The sequence below is a fragment of the Pseudomonas sp. R37(2017) genome, from assembly GCF_002113375.1.
In the GTDB taxonomy this organism is placed as follows: Bacteria; Pseudomonadota; Gammaproteobacteria; order Pseudomonadales; family Pseudomonadaceae; genus Aquipseudomonas.
Genome location: NZ_NEHO01000002.1, coordinates 163443 through 177629, shown reverse-complemented (window position 1 = coordinate 177629; position 14187 = coordinate 163443). Strand labels below are relative to the sequence as shown.

General features: G+C 58.2%; 12 protein-coding genes. 7 read left to right on the top strand and 5 right to left on the bottom strand.

Annotated elements, in window-relative coordinates; genetic code table 11:
• The first annotated feature begins 155 nt into the window (after window positions 1-155).
• Window positions 156-1118: a LysR family transcriptional regulator gene (locus tag CAG47_RS03940; RefSeq protein ID WP_085723604.1), complete on the top strand. Its 963-nt coding sequence runs from the start codon at window positions 156-158 to the stop codon at window positions 1116-1118.
• Here the strand turns inward: CAG47_RS03940 and CAG47_RS03935 are convergent.
• Together CAG47_RS03935 and hexR are read right to left on the bottom strand one after the other, a co-directional pair.
• A complete protein-coding gene (locus CAG47_RS03935; RefSeq protein ID WP_085723603.1) occupies window positions 1060-1269 on the bottom strand; it encodes a PA3496 family putative envelope integrity protein in 210 nt (69 codons plus the stop codon). The genes CAG47_RS03940 and CAG47_RS03935 overlap by 59 nt on opposite strands.
• A 202-nt stretch (window positions 1270-1471) precedes the next feature.
• Window positions 1472-2338 (bottom strand): transcriptional regulator HexR, encoded by an 867-nt coding sequence (hexR, locus tag CAG47_RS03930; protein ID WP_085723602.1) that lies wholly within the window; start codon window positions 2336-2338, stop codon window positions 1472-1474.
• Between the two features lie 345 nt (window positions 2339-2683).
• On the opposite strand from hexR, the gene CAG47_RS03925 reads away from it, so the two are divergent.
• Window positions 2684-2995 carry a hypothetical protein gene (locus CAG47_RS03925; RefSeq protein ID WP_085723601.1) on the top strand — a complete coding sequence of 104 codons (312 nt, stop codon included), beginning with the start codon at window positions 2684-2686 and terminating at the stop codon, window positions 2993-2995.
• A gap of 80 nt (window positions 2996-3075) precedes the next feature.
• On the opposite strand, the gene CAG47_RS03920 is transcribed toward CAG47_RS03925, so the two are convergent.
• Complete coding sequence (locus CAG47_RS03920) at window positions 3076-5946, bottom strand: GGDEF domain-containing phosphodiesterase (RefSeq protein WP_085723600.1); 2871 nt, start codon at window positions 5944-5946, stop codon at window positions 3076-3078.
• 256 nt (window positions 5947-6202) lie between these two features.
• Here CAG47_RS03920 and uvrD point away from each other — a divergent pair, with 256 nt between their 5' ends.
• From uvrD to CAG47_RS03900, 4 genes are all read left to right on the top strand, one after another.
• A complete protein-coding gene (gene uvrD, locus CAG47_RS03915; RefSeq protein WP_085723599.1) occupies window positions 6203-8386 on the top strand; it encodes a DNA helicase II in 2184 nt (727 codons plus the stop codon).
• A 158-nt stretch (window positions 8387-8544) separates the two neighbouring features.
• Window positions 8545-8985: an EamA family transporter gene (locus CAG47_RS03910; protein ID WP_085723598.1), complete on the top strand. Its 441-nt coding sequence runs from the start codon at window positions 8545-8547 to the stop codon at window positions 8983-8985.
• A 179-nt stretch (window positions 8986-9164) separates the two neighbouring features.
• Window positions 9165-10043, top strand: a complete 879-nt coding sequence (locus tag CAG47_RS03905; protein WP_085723597.1) for a Tim44 domain-containing protein — start codon at window positions 9165-9167, stop codon at window positions 10041-10043.
• Window positions 10044-10181: 138 nt separating this feature from the next.
• Complete coding sequence (locus tag CAG47_RS03900) at window positions 10182-10589, top strand: SMI1/KNR4 family protein (protein WP_007995855.1); 408 nt, start codon at window positions 10182-10184, stop codon at window positions 10587-10589.
• Between the two features lie 22 nt (window positions 10590-10611).
• On the opposite strand, the gene CAG47_RS03895 is transcribed toward CAG47_RS03900, so the two are convergent.
• Complete coding sequence (locus CAG47_RS03895; protein ID WP_085723596.1) at window positions 10612-12375, bottom strand: cation:proton antiporter; 1764 nt, start codon at window positions 12373-12375, stop codon at window positions 10612-10614.
• A gap of 288 nt (window positions 12376-12663) precedes the next feature.
• On the opposite strand from CAG47_RS03895, the gene CAG47_RS03890 reads away from it, so the two are divergent.
• Window positions 12664-13146 carry an acyl-CoA thioesterase gene (locus CAG47_RS03890; RefSeq protein WP_085723595.1) on the top strand — a complete coding sequence of 161 codons (483 nt, stop codon included), beginning with the start codon at window positions 12664-12666 and terminating at the stop codon, window positions 13144-13146.
• Between the two features lie 129 nt (window positions 13147-13275).
• On the opposite strand, the gene pdxY is transcribed toward CAG47_RS03890, so the two are convergent.
• Window positions 13276-14148, bottom strand: coding sequence for a pyridoxal kinase PdxY (gene pdxY / locus CAG47_RS03885; RefSeq protein WP_085723594.1), 873 nt, complete (start codon window positions 14146-14148; stop codon window positions 13276-13278).
• Window positions 14149-14187: the final 39 nt, after the last annotated feature.

The window sequence follows — 14187 nt, the reverse complement described above, 5'->3', positions numbered from 1 at the left end:
TGCTAGACCAGGTCGACGCGTGACCAAATGTTTCAATTCAGTCGCAGGCCCACACTAGCGCCCACAAGGGATTAACAAAAATGAATAAAAATTGGGTCGCGCATAAGTAAAGACTTATAGTTAATGCATCAGCCCGCGACGAGAGCACCCAGATAATGCGTAAGTCATTGATGCGTATGACTTTGCGGCAATTGCAGATTTTCAACGAGGTCTGTGATTTGCGCTCCTACAGCCGCGCAGCCGACGAAATGTCGCTCACACAACCGGCCGTCAGCCTGCAGATTCGTCAACTTGAGGAGCTGATTGGCCAGCCTTTGTTCGATTACGTCGGTAAAAAGCTCTACATGACCGAAGCGGCTGAAGCGTTACAGCGAGCCAGCCGGGACATTTTCGGACGCCTGGAAAACCTCGACATGCAGCTGTCGGACATGCAGGGCTCGTTGCAGGGGCAACTGAAACTGGCGATTGAATCCAGCGCCAAGTATTTCGTGCCGCATCTGTTTGCCGCCTTCAAACGCCAGCATCCGGAAGTGAACCTGCAACTGACGGTGGTCAATCGCGGCCAGGTGATCCGGCGCCTGTCGGACAACCGCGACGACCTGGTGATCATGTCCATGGTTCCGCAAGACATGGGCCTGGAGTTCCTGCCATTCCTGAACAACCCGATCGTCGCCGTGGCGCCACCGGATCACCCACTGTGTCATATGGGGCCGCTGCGCCTGCAGGACCTCGAGCCCTACACATTGCTGCTGCGCGAGCCGGGCTCCGGGACGCGGCTTGCCTGCGAAGAATACTTCAAAGAGAAGCGCGTGCACTTCAACCAGACTCAGGAAGTCTCATCCGCAGAGGCTCAGCGAGAATGTGTGCTGGCAGGCCTGGGCGTTGCGCTGCTGACGCGTCACGCCCTGAACCTTGAGTTGGCGACCGGCGGGCTGATCGAATTGCCGGTCGAAGAGCTGCCGCTGTTCCGTAGCTGGTGCCTGGTGCAGGCCAAGGCAAAGCGCCTGTCACCGGTGGCTCACGCCTTCCTGGCGTTTATCCGTAGCGAACGGATTCAGATCAGCGCGCTGGTTGAGCGTTTCGACGGGAAGCTACGGGAGACGTCTGCCAGAAGTTGAGTTCCAGTTCTGGGAAATCGCCAATCTCGGCCAGAAGCTGACGACGTTCGCAGCGATCTTCAATGGCGCGACGGAATTCCATGCGGCGTTGATCTTCTTGCTGGCGACGGGTTTTGACAGCGCTGTTGCGTTCTTCGTAGGGCATGGCCATTTCGAGTCTCCCAAGGCGAGTACGGGAGTTTCAAGATAGGCGCGAGGGATGACGGTTTGGCGGCTCGGGCGTTACAGACTGATGAATGTTGTATCGAATTCAAGGACATCTTCGCGAGCAGGCTCGCTCCCACATATGCAATACATTCCAGTGTGGGAGCGAGCCTGCTCGCGAATAAGGTCGGAACGACCTTACGACGACATCAGTCGTCCAGCGCCTTCACCGACTTGGGCGACAAGCGCAAGCTGCGCAGGCTGCGCTTGACGCTCTTGAGGTGATTGACCAGGCTCGGGCCACGCGCCATGGCCACGCCCATCGCCAGCACATCGATCACCACCAGGTGGGCGATACGCGAAGTCAGCGGCGTGTAGATTTCAGTGTCTTCATGCACATCGATCGCCAGATTGACCGTAGACAGCTCGGCCAATGGTGTCTGACTCGGGCACAGGGTGATCAACGAGGCGCCGCTTTCGCGCACCAGGTTGGCGGTGATCAGCAGGTCCTTGGAGCGACCCGACTGGGAAATGCAGATGGCCACGTCAGTTGGCTTCAATGTCACTGCTGACATCGCCTGCATGTGCGGGTCGGAGTACGCGGCTGCGGTGAGCAGCAAGCGGAAGAATTTGTGTTGCGCGTCCGCCGCGACCGCACCCGAGGCGCCGAAGCCGTAGAACTCGACTCGCTGGGCCTGGGACATCAGCGTCACCGCCCGCTGCAGCTCCTGCGGGTCGAGTTTCTCGCGAACCTCCATCAGCGTATGCAGGGTGGTGTCGAAGATTTTCAGGCTGTAGTCGGCGACCGAATCATCCTCATGGATCGCAAACTGGCCGAAACTCGCACCTGCCGCCAGGCTCTGGGCCAGCTTCAGCTTCAGGTCCTGAAAGCCGGAACAGCCGATGGCACGGCAAAAACGCACGATGGTCGGCTCACTGATGCCCACGCTGTGGGCCAGGTCGGCCATGGAGCTGTGCATCACGACCGCAGGATCGAGCAGCACGTGGTCGGCGACCTTGAGCTCCGACTTGCGTAACAGGTGGCGAGACTGGGCGATGTGTTGCAGCAGGTTCAAGGGGCTGGACTCTTTGTTATTGGCAGGCGCCGGGGATGTAGCACGCTTGTAGTTATACTACATGAATCGTTTTTTTTCCTGCTCAATGCGTTACCGGACCCCTCGGTTTTCAGGTATGAGCACCTCATGTAGCCCTCATCGACAGATGCAAACCGGCAATCGATCAAGTCCACAGGAAAACGATAGCTTCCGCTCCAGCCACTGAAAGTTCAGGCAACCATCAATTAACAAAAATAAAAATACAAACTTACATAATCAACCGATAGATATCGTCTACGACAGAGCTGAACTTGCTACATTAATTCCTCAGGAGCAAAGCAACTTAACCAAAGGGAATAAAATACAATGAGCATTCAAACGAAAAACTGGACGGTGCAAATAGACCGCATGCCAGGCGCCACTTCTTTCAGAGTGTCTGGCACAATAACTGTTGCCAACTCCGGCATTACGCCAAGGCTGGTGCCAAGCCAGGTACAAGACACTCCCTTCTTGCCTCTGGAGCTGGTTCTTGAAGCTGCCGATGGTGTTTCACTGCCAGCTTTAAAAGACAAAGTTGTAGAATATAAAATACCTGGAAACCACGACATAACCAGCGTTGGCATTTTTTACAACGGCGGATTATTGCACTACATTGATGAAATTCTAATAACCGATTAATAACTTGTAATCCTTACGTATTACCGGACCTCCCGACGGGCAACTATTACCGTCGGGAGGCACGACATTGCGATAACGATTCATTCGACGTCCTGCTCTCTTAGCAGACCTGCCAAGCCTTGTGCCTCCACCGGCCGACTGATCAGGTAGCCCTGAACCTCATCGCAATGTTCATTCTTGAGAAACTCAAGTTGCTCGCTTCGCTCCACACCTTCAGCCACTACCTTCAATGACAAACCATGAGCCATGGCGATGATAGCCCGCGTGATCGCCGCATCCTCGGTGCCTTCCCCCAATCCTCGGATAAAAGCCTGGTCGATCTTCACGTAGTCCACCGGGATGCGCTTGAGGTAGCTCAGGGACGAGTAGCCAGTACCGAAATCATCAATGGCCAGTTTCACCCCAAGATCACGCAACTGCTGGAAGGTCGTGATGATGTGCTCAACGCTGTCCAGCAACTGACTTTCAGTAAGCTCAAGCTCCAGGTAGCGTGGCGCCAGCCCGGTTTCCTCCAGCACTTGGCGCACCAGACTGACGAGTTTGCCCTGGCGCAATTGATGCACCGACAGATTGACCGATACCCGAATTGCTTCGAGCCCCTGTCGTTGCCACTCACAGGCTTGCCAGCAGGCCTGGCGCAGCACGAACTCACCGATCGGGCCGATCAATCCGGTTTCTTCGGCCAGACCGATGAAATCCCCCGGCGGCACGCGCCCCATGGTCGGATGATCCCAGCGCACCAGCGCTTCGGCAGCATTCAGCTTGCCCGTGGCGAGGCACAACTTGGGTTGGTAGAACACCTTCAACTGCTGCTCTTCGATGGCTTTGCGCAGTTGGTTTTCCAGGTGTAAACGCTCCAGTGTGCTGGCTTGCAGGCTGTCGGTGTAGAACTGGAAGTTGTTGCCACCCAAATGTTTGGCGTGCTGCATGGCCATGTTCGATTGACTGACCAACGCGGAAATTTCCCGCGCGCTATCCGGCAACAAGCTGATGCCCATCGACGCACTGACCACCAACTCATGCCCGTCTATGGTCACCGGCAAACGCAACTTGCCTGCCAGACGAGTCGCCACCCGGGCCAGGCTCGAAAGGTTGCCATAGGCGTTGAACAGCACGGCAAACTCATCACCGGAAAGGCGCGCAATGGTGTCTGCTTCAGGCAATGCATTGACCAGTCGCCGGGCCATTTTCTGCAACAACTGGTCGGCGACTTCATGCCCCAGGCTGTCGTTGAGTTGCTTGAACCGATCGAGATTGATGTGCAGCAATGCCAGGCTGCGATACCCGCCTTGTCGCACTCGCTGATGAGCCTCGCTGAGGCGTTCGCGAAACATCGCCCGGTTGGCCAGGCCGGTAAGCTCGTCGTGATGGGTCAGGTAGCGCATGCGCTCTTCGGACTCTCGACGAGCTGACAGATCAGCGAAGAAGCCCACAATATGGCTTACATTTCCTCGATTATCGCGCACAGCATTCAGTTGCAGCCATTGTGGATACATCTCCCCGTTCTTGCGGGTCTCCACCAATTCGCCCTGCCAACTGCCTTCCTGCTCCAGCGCCTGATGTATTGCAGCGTAATGCCGACGCGCATCACGACTGCATGGCAGCTCGACGACATTGCGTCCGATCATGTCCTCGATGTCATAACCGGTCACCCGGCTGAAGGCTTGATTGATCGCGAGCAGGGCGTAGTTCGGATCGAAAATCACGATCCCTTCACTGGCCGCCTCGAACACGGTCGCCGCCAGTTGCCGCTGCTCCTCCAGGCCTTTGCTGACGCTGATGTCGCGGCGAGTGCCAACCATGCGCATCACCCGGCCGTTTTCGGCACGCTCGACCGCACGCCCACGGTCCTCGATCCAAACCCAGTGGCCGTCGCCATGGCGCACGCGATACTCGATTTGATAGTCCTCGGTGCGGCCCTTCAAATGCTCGACCAGGGCCCTTTTCAGCGCAGGAAGATCCTCGGGGTGAAGGCGCGGCTTGAGATGACGCAGAATTCCCGTGACCTGCTCCGGCTCCAGACCGAACAATTCCTGAATCTGCGTGTGATGGACTTCGTCGGTTTGCAGATTCCAGTCCCACAAGCCCAGCTCACTGGCCTTCAATGCCAGCGCCAGGCGTGCCTCGCTCTTGCTCAGCGCCTGGTTGGCGGCGTCCAGTTCGAGGCTGCGTTGAGCAACACGGTTTTCCAGGTCGACCTGTATCTCTCGCAAATCGTTTTCGGCACGCCGGCGCTGTTCAATCTCCTTGGCCAGCTTTTGATTGAGCTGATCACTGCGGTTTTGCGCCTGCTGCAAATGCTCGATCAGTGCCTGGTTCTGGAAGCGACGCAACAAGCCCCGATCGATCAGTCGGTTGACCTGCCAGGCAACCACGCTCAATGCACCGAGCAGGATCAGCCCGAACCAGCCCCAACCGTGCTGCTGTTCGTCTCCTCCCCAAAACATATAGGCAATGGCCGGCAGCAGGCAGGGCAAGGTAAACGACAGAAAGGCCGGCAAACTGACCGCATAAGCCACGCTGGCCGAGAGCGCCGCGGCACCGATGAGGCCGAAGACCCAGGCTTGCTGGATGAAGTTGTCGGCGGGAGACAGGGCGATGCCGGCACCGGCCAGGGTCAGACCGGTGAGGCCCGAGCCCAGCCAGAACATCCGCCGCCAAACGGGATGGGCCTGACGATTGGGAATGGCCGAATCGAAGGCTGCGACCTGAATCACCCGCAACGCCACCAAAGACAACAACCACACCAGCCAGACGCTGACCAGGAAATAGCGCTGCGGGCTCCAGAGCAAACCGGCACAGACCAGGCCATTGATCAGCATGAACAACGTGGGCAGCAGCGAGCCTTGATACAACAGGCGCGTGCGTTCGACCGCCATTTCCATGGCGTACTGTTTACGGATCACCCGTGGCTCCACAGTGGGGCCCGACAGGTCGAAGCTGAGGGTCATAGGCGATGTTCTTGTTCTTATAATGATGAGCATGTGCCCGAAACTGCTCGGAGCATACACAAGCAATTGCCCGGACCAAACTGCTGCTGATCAATAAATCGCCATATTTTTCAGCCGCCGACACCACTGAAAATGCTGCAGGCAAGCCCCGCCAACGCCTGCGGTCGGTGACTGACCGGTCGTCCTTCGCATAACTTTCATCGGTTAAAGCGAAGCGGGGTTTGCCCGGTGTGTCGCGGCCCCCTAGAATGCCCCGATGCGCGATGATCTCTCCCTTCTGCTGAACTCTCTCAACGATGCCCAACGCCAGGCCGTAGCGGCCCCCGTGGGTCGTCAGTTGGTCCTGGCCGGTGCTGGTTCCGGTAAAACCCGAGTGCTGGTGCACCGTATCGCCTGGCTGATCCAGGTCGAAAACGCCTCGCCCCACTCCATCCTGTCGGTGACTTTCACCAACAAGGCAGCTGCCGAGATGCGCCAGCGCATCGAGCAGTTGATGGGTATCAATCCGGCCGGCATGTGGGTCGGCACCTTCCACGGCCTGGCGCACCGCTTGTTGCGGGCGCACTGGCAGGAAGCGGGCTTGAGCCAGACCTTCCAGATTCTCGACAGCGATGACCAGCAACGGTTGGTCAAGCGAGTGATCCGCGAGCTCGGCCTGGACGAACAGCGCTGGCCGGCCCGTCAGGCCCAATGGTTCATCAATGGCCAGAAAGACGAAGGCCTGCGTCCACAACACATTCAAGCCAGCGGTGACCTGTTCCTGGCGACCATGCGCGGCATTTATGAGGCCTACGAGGCCGCCTGCTTGCGCGCCGGCGTCATCGATTTTTCCGAATTGCTGTTGCGCGCCCTCGATTTGTGGCGCGATCACCCCGGCCTGCTTGCTCACTATCAGAAACGCTTCCGGCACATTCTGGTGGACGAGTTCCAGGACACCAACGCCGTGCAGTACGCCTGGTTGCGCCTCTTGGCCAAGGGCGGGGACAGCCTGATGGTGGTGGGCGACGATGACCAGTCGATCTACGGCTGGCGTGGCGCGAAAATCGAGAATATCTACCAGTACTCCGAAGACTTCCCGGACGCCGAAACCATTCGCCTGGAGCAAAACTATCGCTCTACCGCCGGCATCCTGAAGGCTGCCAATGCCTTGATCGCCAACAACACCGGGCGCTTGGGCAAAGAGCTGTGGACAGACGGCGGCGACGGCGAAGTAATCAACCTGTACGCCGCTTTCAACGAACACGACGAAGCACGCTACGTGGTGGAAACCATCGAAAGTGTGCTGAAAACCGGCTTGTCTCGCAGCGATATCGCGATTTTGTATCGCTCCAACGCCCAATCGCGGGTATTGGAAGAAGCCTTGTTGCGCGAGCGCATTCCATACCGTATCTATGGCGGCCAGCGCTTCTTCGAACGCGCCGAAATCAAGAACGCCATGGCTTACCTGCGGTTGCTCGAAGGTCGCGGCAACGATGCTGCGCTGGAACGGGTCATCAACGTACCGGCCCGTGGCATCGGCGAGAAAACCGTTGAAGCGATCCGCGACCATGCCCGCCACAGCGATGTGTCGATGTGGGAAGCGATGCGCCAACTGGTGGCCAACAAAGGCCTGACCGGCCGTGCAGCCGGCGCCTTGGGCGCGTTTATCGAGCTGATCGAGAATCTTGCCGCCAAGTGCATGGAAATGCCGCTGCACCTGATGACCCAGACCGTCATCGAGCAGTCGGGGCTGATCGCCTATCACGAAGCGGAAAAAGGCGAGAAAGGCCAGGCCCGGGTGGAAAACCTTGAGGAACTGGTCAGCGCTGCGCGCAACTTCGAAAACAGCGAAGAAGACGAGGACCTGACGCCATTGGCAGCGTTCCTCGGTCACGCGTCGCTGGAAGCCGGCGATACCCAGGCCGACGAGCACGAAGACAGCATCCAACTGATGACCCTGCACAGCGCCAAGGGCCTGGAATTCCCTTACGTGTTCCTGGTGGGCATGGAGGAAGGACTGTTCCCGCACAAGATGAGCCTGGAAGAACCCGGCCGCCTTGAGGAAGAACGTCGCCTGGCCTACGTCGGCATCACCCGGGCCATGCAAAATCTGGTGATGACCTATGCCGAAACCCGACGCCTGTATGGCAGCGAGACCTACAACAAGGTGTCGCGTTTCGTACGTGAAGTGCCGAAAGGCCTGATTCAGGAAGTGCGGTTGTCCAACAGCGTCAGCCGTCCATTTGGTGGCAACCAGTCGATGAGTGGCGGCAGCCTGTTCAGCGGCAGCGCGATTCCGGAAACCGGCTTCAGCCTGGGCCAGACCGTGCGCCACTCGATCTTCGGTGACGGCGTGATCCTCAACTTCGAAGGCGCCGGCGCTCAAGCCCGGGTGCAGGTGAACTTCAGTGAAGGCAGCAAGTGGCTGATGCTGGGGTATGCCAAGCTGGAAGCTATTTAAAACGCTGGATGCTGGACTTTTGTGGGAGCGGGCTTGCTCGCGAAGAACGTTATCGCGGCATGACTGAATGAACGCAGTGCAGCCATTCGCGAGCAAGCCCGCTCCCACAGGGTTTCCCGTGGACCTACAGAAATTGATCCGAACAAGGCACTGAAAGCATGGGCTCAGGCTTTATTTCTTCTTGGACATTCTGGGCCCTGTTATCGGCGGCATTCGCGGCAATGACCGCCATTTTCGCGAAAGTCGGCATCGAAAACGTCAATTCCGACTTCGCCACCCTGCTGCGTACGGTAGTGGTCTTGGTCAGCCTGGCCTTGATTTTGTACGCCACGGGCCAATATCAGTCATTGGGATCGATCTCTGCGAAGAGCTACCTGTTCTTGCTGTTGTCGGGCCTGGCCACCGGTGCATCGTGGATCTGCTATTTCCGCGCACTCAAGGTCGGTCCGGCGTCACTGGTTGCTCCAGTGGACAAACTCAGCGTGGTGCTGGTGGCTGTTCTTGGCGTTATCCTGCTGGGTGAAAAACTCGACCTGCGCCAATGGGGCGGAATCGGCCTGATCACGGCCGGGGTCGTCTTGCTGGCTCTGCGACGCTAGGCGATCATCCTACAGACCCTGTCCACTCATCTGACAAATCAAAGTCAAAAGGCCTTATTGCACTGACTGAAGCTGAACACGACCTGTCAGGCAAAAGCCCGAAACACTCTGCCGCTAGCCAGTAACACTTCAGCTGTGCAACATGGCGCGCGTGCCTTCCACAAATGGGAATTCCCTTTATGAAACGTTTTCTTAGCATCGCCATGGCGTTGTGCATTGGCCTGACGATGAGTCTCGACGTCAATGCCGCCAAGCGCTTCGGTGGTGGCAAAAGCGCCGGCGCTGCGCCGACGCACCAGACCAGCCAGATGGCTCCTTCTTCCCCAGGCATGGGCGGCGCCGCGGCGACCGCTGGTGCTGCCGGTGCCGCTGGCGCCGCCGCCAAGGCCGGTGGTGCTTCGCGCTGGCTCGGCCCTCTGGCCGGTATCGCCGCTGGCGGCCTGCTGGCATCCATGTTCATGGGCGATGGCTTCCAGGGCATGCAGATCTTCGACATCCTGATCATGGCCGTCATTGCGTTCCTGGTCTTCCGCTTTATCGCTTCCCGTCGTCGCAAGCAGCAGGAGCACTACGCTCCAGCCGGCCACGCGCCGATGCAACGCGAAGCGTTTGAACAAAAACCTGCCGGCGGTTCGATCTTCGGTGGTTCGGCAGCGCCTGTTGCCGCTCGCCCAGTGATCAACGCTCCAGCCTGGTTCAACGAAAGAAACTTCGTCGAAGCGGCGCGCAACCACTTCCAGTCCCTGCAACAACACTGGGACGCCAACGAAATGGACAAGATCGCCGAGTTCGTGACCCCGCAAATGCTGGAGTTCCTCAAGCGTGAGCGTGCCGATCTGGGCGATGGCTTCCAGTCCACCTACATTGATAACCTCAATGTACAACTGGACGGCGTGGACGATCGCGCGGACAAGACCATTGCCACCCTGACCTTCAGCGGCGTATCGAAAAACTCCCGTTTCGATCAGGGCGAAGCATTCAGCGAAAGCTGGAACATGGAGCGCGTCCAGGGCGAAAACCAGCCCTGGCTGGTGGCAGGTATCCGCCAGAACGGCTGATTACCCTCCGAGATTCACGTGTTGTAGACAAAACCCCGGCCTCGGCCGGGGTTTTCTATTTCGCGGTTGCATCTATAGCGAGCTACTGTATAAACCGCCCCATATAAACCGCGCCATTCAAGCAAGAGGATCCCGGACGTGGAAGAAATCATCGAGCAACTGCGTGAAGCCAACGAACCGGTACCGGTCCCCTTGGAATTGCCCGACGAAGACCAACTGGTAGAAGTCGAAGAAGAACTGTTCATCAACATTCCGTTCGTCTTCAAGGAATTCCTGCTGACCGTCAGCGACGTGGTTTACGGCAGCCTTGAACCGGTGACCGTCACTGACCCGCAATCGCATACCTACCTGCCTGATGTAGCCGCAAATGCCTGGGATGCTGGCGTACCACGCGATCTGATCCCGATTTGCCAGGACGGCGACAACTACTACTGCGTCGAAGAGGACGGCACGGTGGTGCTGTGGTCGGGAGAAGAAGAGCTGATCACCGAAGAGTCCTGGGAGTCGGTATGGCACTGGGCACGGGACGTCTGGCTGGAAAGCTGATCCAGTCAACGCCGCAGGGTGGTCAATGCCCGGACGACTCCCTGTGATTGTCGAGAGTTTCCAGCAACGCCACCTGCATCCGCGTATGCACACGAATGAACCAGCGCCACAGCAGCGCCGCCACAGCGGCCGCGACCACGGCGATCAATACCAGCAACTTGTTGGTCGGCAGAATACTGGCCGACAAGGCTGCCAACAGCAAAAAGATCACCAGCAGCGACAGGATCGGAATCACTTCGGCGATCACCCGGCGCACTCGTTGTGTGTGGCGCCCGGCCATCTCTGGCTTGACGCCCATTTCCGCCAGCAACATCGACAGCGCTTTGAGCTTGCGGTACGCCGCAATCAAAAAAGGCAGCGACAACAACAGTGCCCCACCCCAGATCAATGCCTTCTGCCAACTCGGATCGCTGATCCAGCCTTGCAAGTAAGCCGACATGCGCTCGGCGAAGAACGCGCCAGAGAAGAAGATCGCGATCACCAACGCCAGGTTGACCCCAACCTGCAGCAAAATCCTTCTGATCATCGAAGCCAGCAACGCCCCCTCCCCCTGGGGCTGGATGCTGCGCAGCCATTCACCGTACATCCCCAGCACTCGCCCCAGACGTTCTGGCATGACGCCCGCGAGCTTGGTCGACAATGGATCAGCTGCGCGGATCAGATAAGGCGTCAGCAGGGTCGTGATCACCGATACCGCCACAGCCACGGGGTACAAGAAGTTGCTGGTGACCTGCAACGTCATGCCCAGTGCCGCGATGATGAAAGAAAATTCGCCAATCTGTGAAAGGCCCATCCCGACCCGCAGCGAGGTACGCCCGTCATTGCCGGCGATAAACGCCCCCAGGCCGCAAGACAGCATCTTGCCGAGAACCACGGCTACGGTGATTACGGCAATTGGCCAGGCGTACTGAAGCAGGATCGCCGGGTCGAGCATCAGCCCGATGGCCACAAAGAAAATCGCACTGAATAGATCGCGAACCGGTTCAATCAAGCGCTCGATTTTCAGCAGTTGCCGGGATTCAGCCATGATCGCACCGATCAGGAACGCCCCGAGGACCATGCTGTATTCAAGCTTGACCACCAGCAGGCAGAAGCCGAAGCACAGGCCCAGCACGGTAATGAGCAGCATTTCGTTGCTGTCGAATCTGGCGACGTAGGCCAGCAGGCGCGGCACCATCAGGATGCCAATGACCAACGCGACGATCATGAACAGCGACAGTTTGCCCACGGTGGAAAACACTTCACCGGAGCTGACAGTGCCGCTGACGGCGATGCTGGACAGTAACGCGATGATACCGATACCCAGAATGTCTTCGACGATCAGCACACCGAATATCAGCTGTGCAAATCGCTCGTTCTTCAACTTCAGATCGTTGAGCGCCTTGACGATGATGGTGGTCGAGGAAATCGCCAGGATCGCGCCGAGGAATAGTGAGTCCATGGTGTTCCAGTCGAACCAGCGACCGATTTCGTAGCCGATCCAGATCATCAGCACGATTTCCAGGAACGCCGCGATAAATGCCGTGGCCCCCACCTTGAACAACTTGCGCAGGCTGAACTCCAGGCCGAGGCAGAACATCAGGAAAATCACCCCGAGTTCGGCCAGGGTCTTGATGGTTTCTTCGTCATGGATCAGGCCGAATGGCGGGGTGTGCGGGCCAATGATGAAGCCGGCGACAATGTAGCCCAGCACCACCGGTTGTTTCAGGCGATGGAAAACCACGGTTACCACGCCTGCGATCAACATGATCACTGCCAGATCCTGAATAAAACTGATGGCATGCATGGCGAGCGGCTCCCTGATTATCGTTGCTCGATTCCCAGACGCAGGAATGCTCTGATCGATACCGAGTAAATATCTGCTTTACGCGTAGGAAATACCCTTGTAACGGGGCTTTCTGAAGGGTAACACCGCGACTTCTGGCAGAAAGGCGGTGCAATATATGGAAACAGATCGATCCGGCGTGACGGCGACTCTGCACCCGGCGTCCCGATAACTGTTGGTTTGAAAAAAACCGCCGAGGCACCCGCAGAGGTGCATCCCTCAAATCTGGCCTTGACCCGTGAGAATGCTATGGAACCCGGAAACGCCCAGCTGTCGATGACGGTATTGATGACCCCTGACATGGCCAACTTCTCTGGCAATGTTCACGGCGGCACCCTGCTCAAATACCTCGACGAAGTGGCCTACGCCTGCGCCAGCCGTTATGCCGGCCGCTATGTGGTGACCCTGTCGGTGGACCAGGTCATCTTCCGTGAGCCGGTACATGTCGGCGAACTGGTGACCTTTCTCGCCTCGGTGAACTACACCGGCAACACCTCGATGGAAGTGGGCATCAAAGTGGTGACCGAGAACATCCGCGAACGCTCGGTGCGTCACACCAACAGTTGCTTCTTCACCATGGTTGCGGTCGATGACCAGCGTAAACCTGCATCGGTACCACCGCTGCAACCAGACAATAGCGAGAGCAAGCGCCGCTTCATCCAGGCTCAACAGCGTCGGCAAATTCGTCAGGAACTGGAAAAGCGTTACCAGGAGATCAAGGGCGACGCCTAACGTGTTCGATCGTTCAATCGCCATCGCGGGCAAGCCCGCTCCCACAGGTTTTACTGTGTTGCACAAAGAGTGCTTACAACTTGAATCCCTGTGGGAGCGAGCCTGCTCGCGAATGGGGGCAGCGCTGAATCAGAGACTGATTGGTGTAGCCTCGAACCGTACCCGCGGATGGGCAATCCGGTCCTGAGCCCGAACCAGTTCCAGCTCGTAGCTGGCACACGCCTGGGTTTCCAGCAGCACTTCATGCACGGCCGACGCCGTGAACTCGAACGCGGCCACCAGGCTGTCGCCCAATAGCACACGCGCCAGGAACAGGCCCGACGTCAGATCACCCACACCCACCGGCTGACGCGGAAACGCCAGCAACGGGCGCTGCAAATGCCAGCTGCCTTCGGCCGTCACCAGCAGCATCTCGAAGACCTCTGCCGGCTTGCCGGGATAGTCCAGATGCTTGACCAGCACCGCTTTCGGGCCGCGCGCCAACAAGGCACGCGCCATGGCCAGGCAATCGAACAGCGATTGCGGCTTGCGCCCGGAAAAACTGTCCAGCTCCAGCTGGTTCGGGCACATGAAGTCCGCCACGGCAGCGGCCTCTTCCAGCAGAAAATCGCTGACTTCCGCCGGAACACTACAGCCCTTCTCCGGATGCCCCATGACCGGGTCACACAGGTACAGCGCCTTCGGATTCATCGACTTGATCCGCGCCACCCCCGTCAAAATCTCCCGGCCCTGGGCCGCGCTACCGAGGTAACCGGAGAGCACCGCATCGCAGTTGCCCAACTCGCCAATCGCCGCGATGCCCTCGACCAGGTCCGGTATCTGGTTCGGCGCCAGCACTTCACCGGCCCACTGACCGTACTGGGTATGATTGGAGAACTGCACAGTGTTGAGCGGCCAGACATTCACCCCGACCCGTTGCATCGGGAAAACCGCGGCACTGTTGCCAGCGTGACCGAATACCACGTGGGACTGGATAGCGAGCAAATGCGGTGTACGTTTCATGCGGTGGATTTCCGTAAAACGAATGAAATTCTAGCCGCG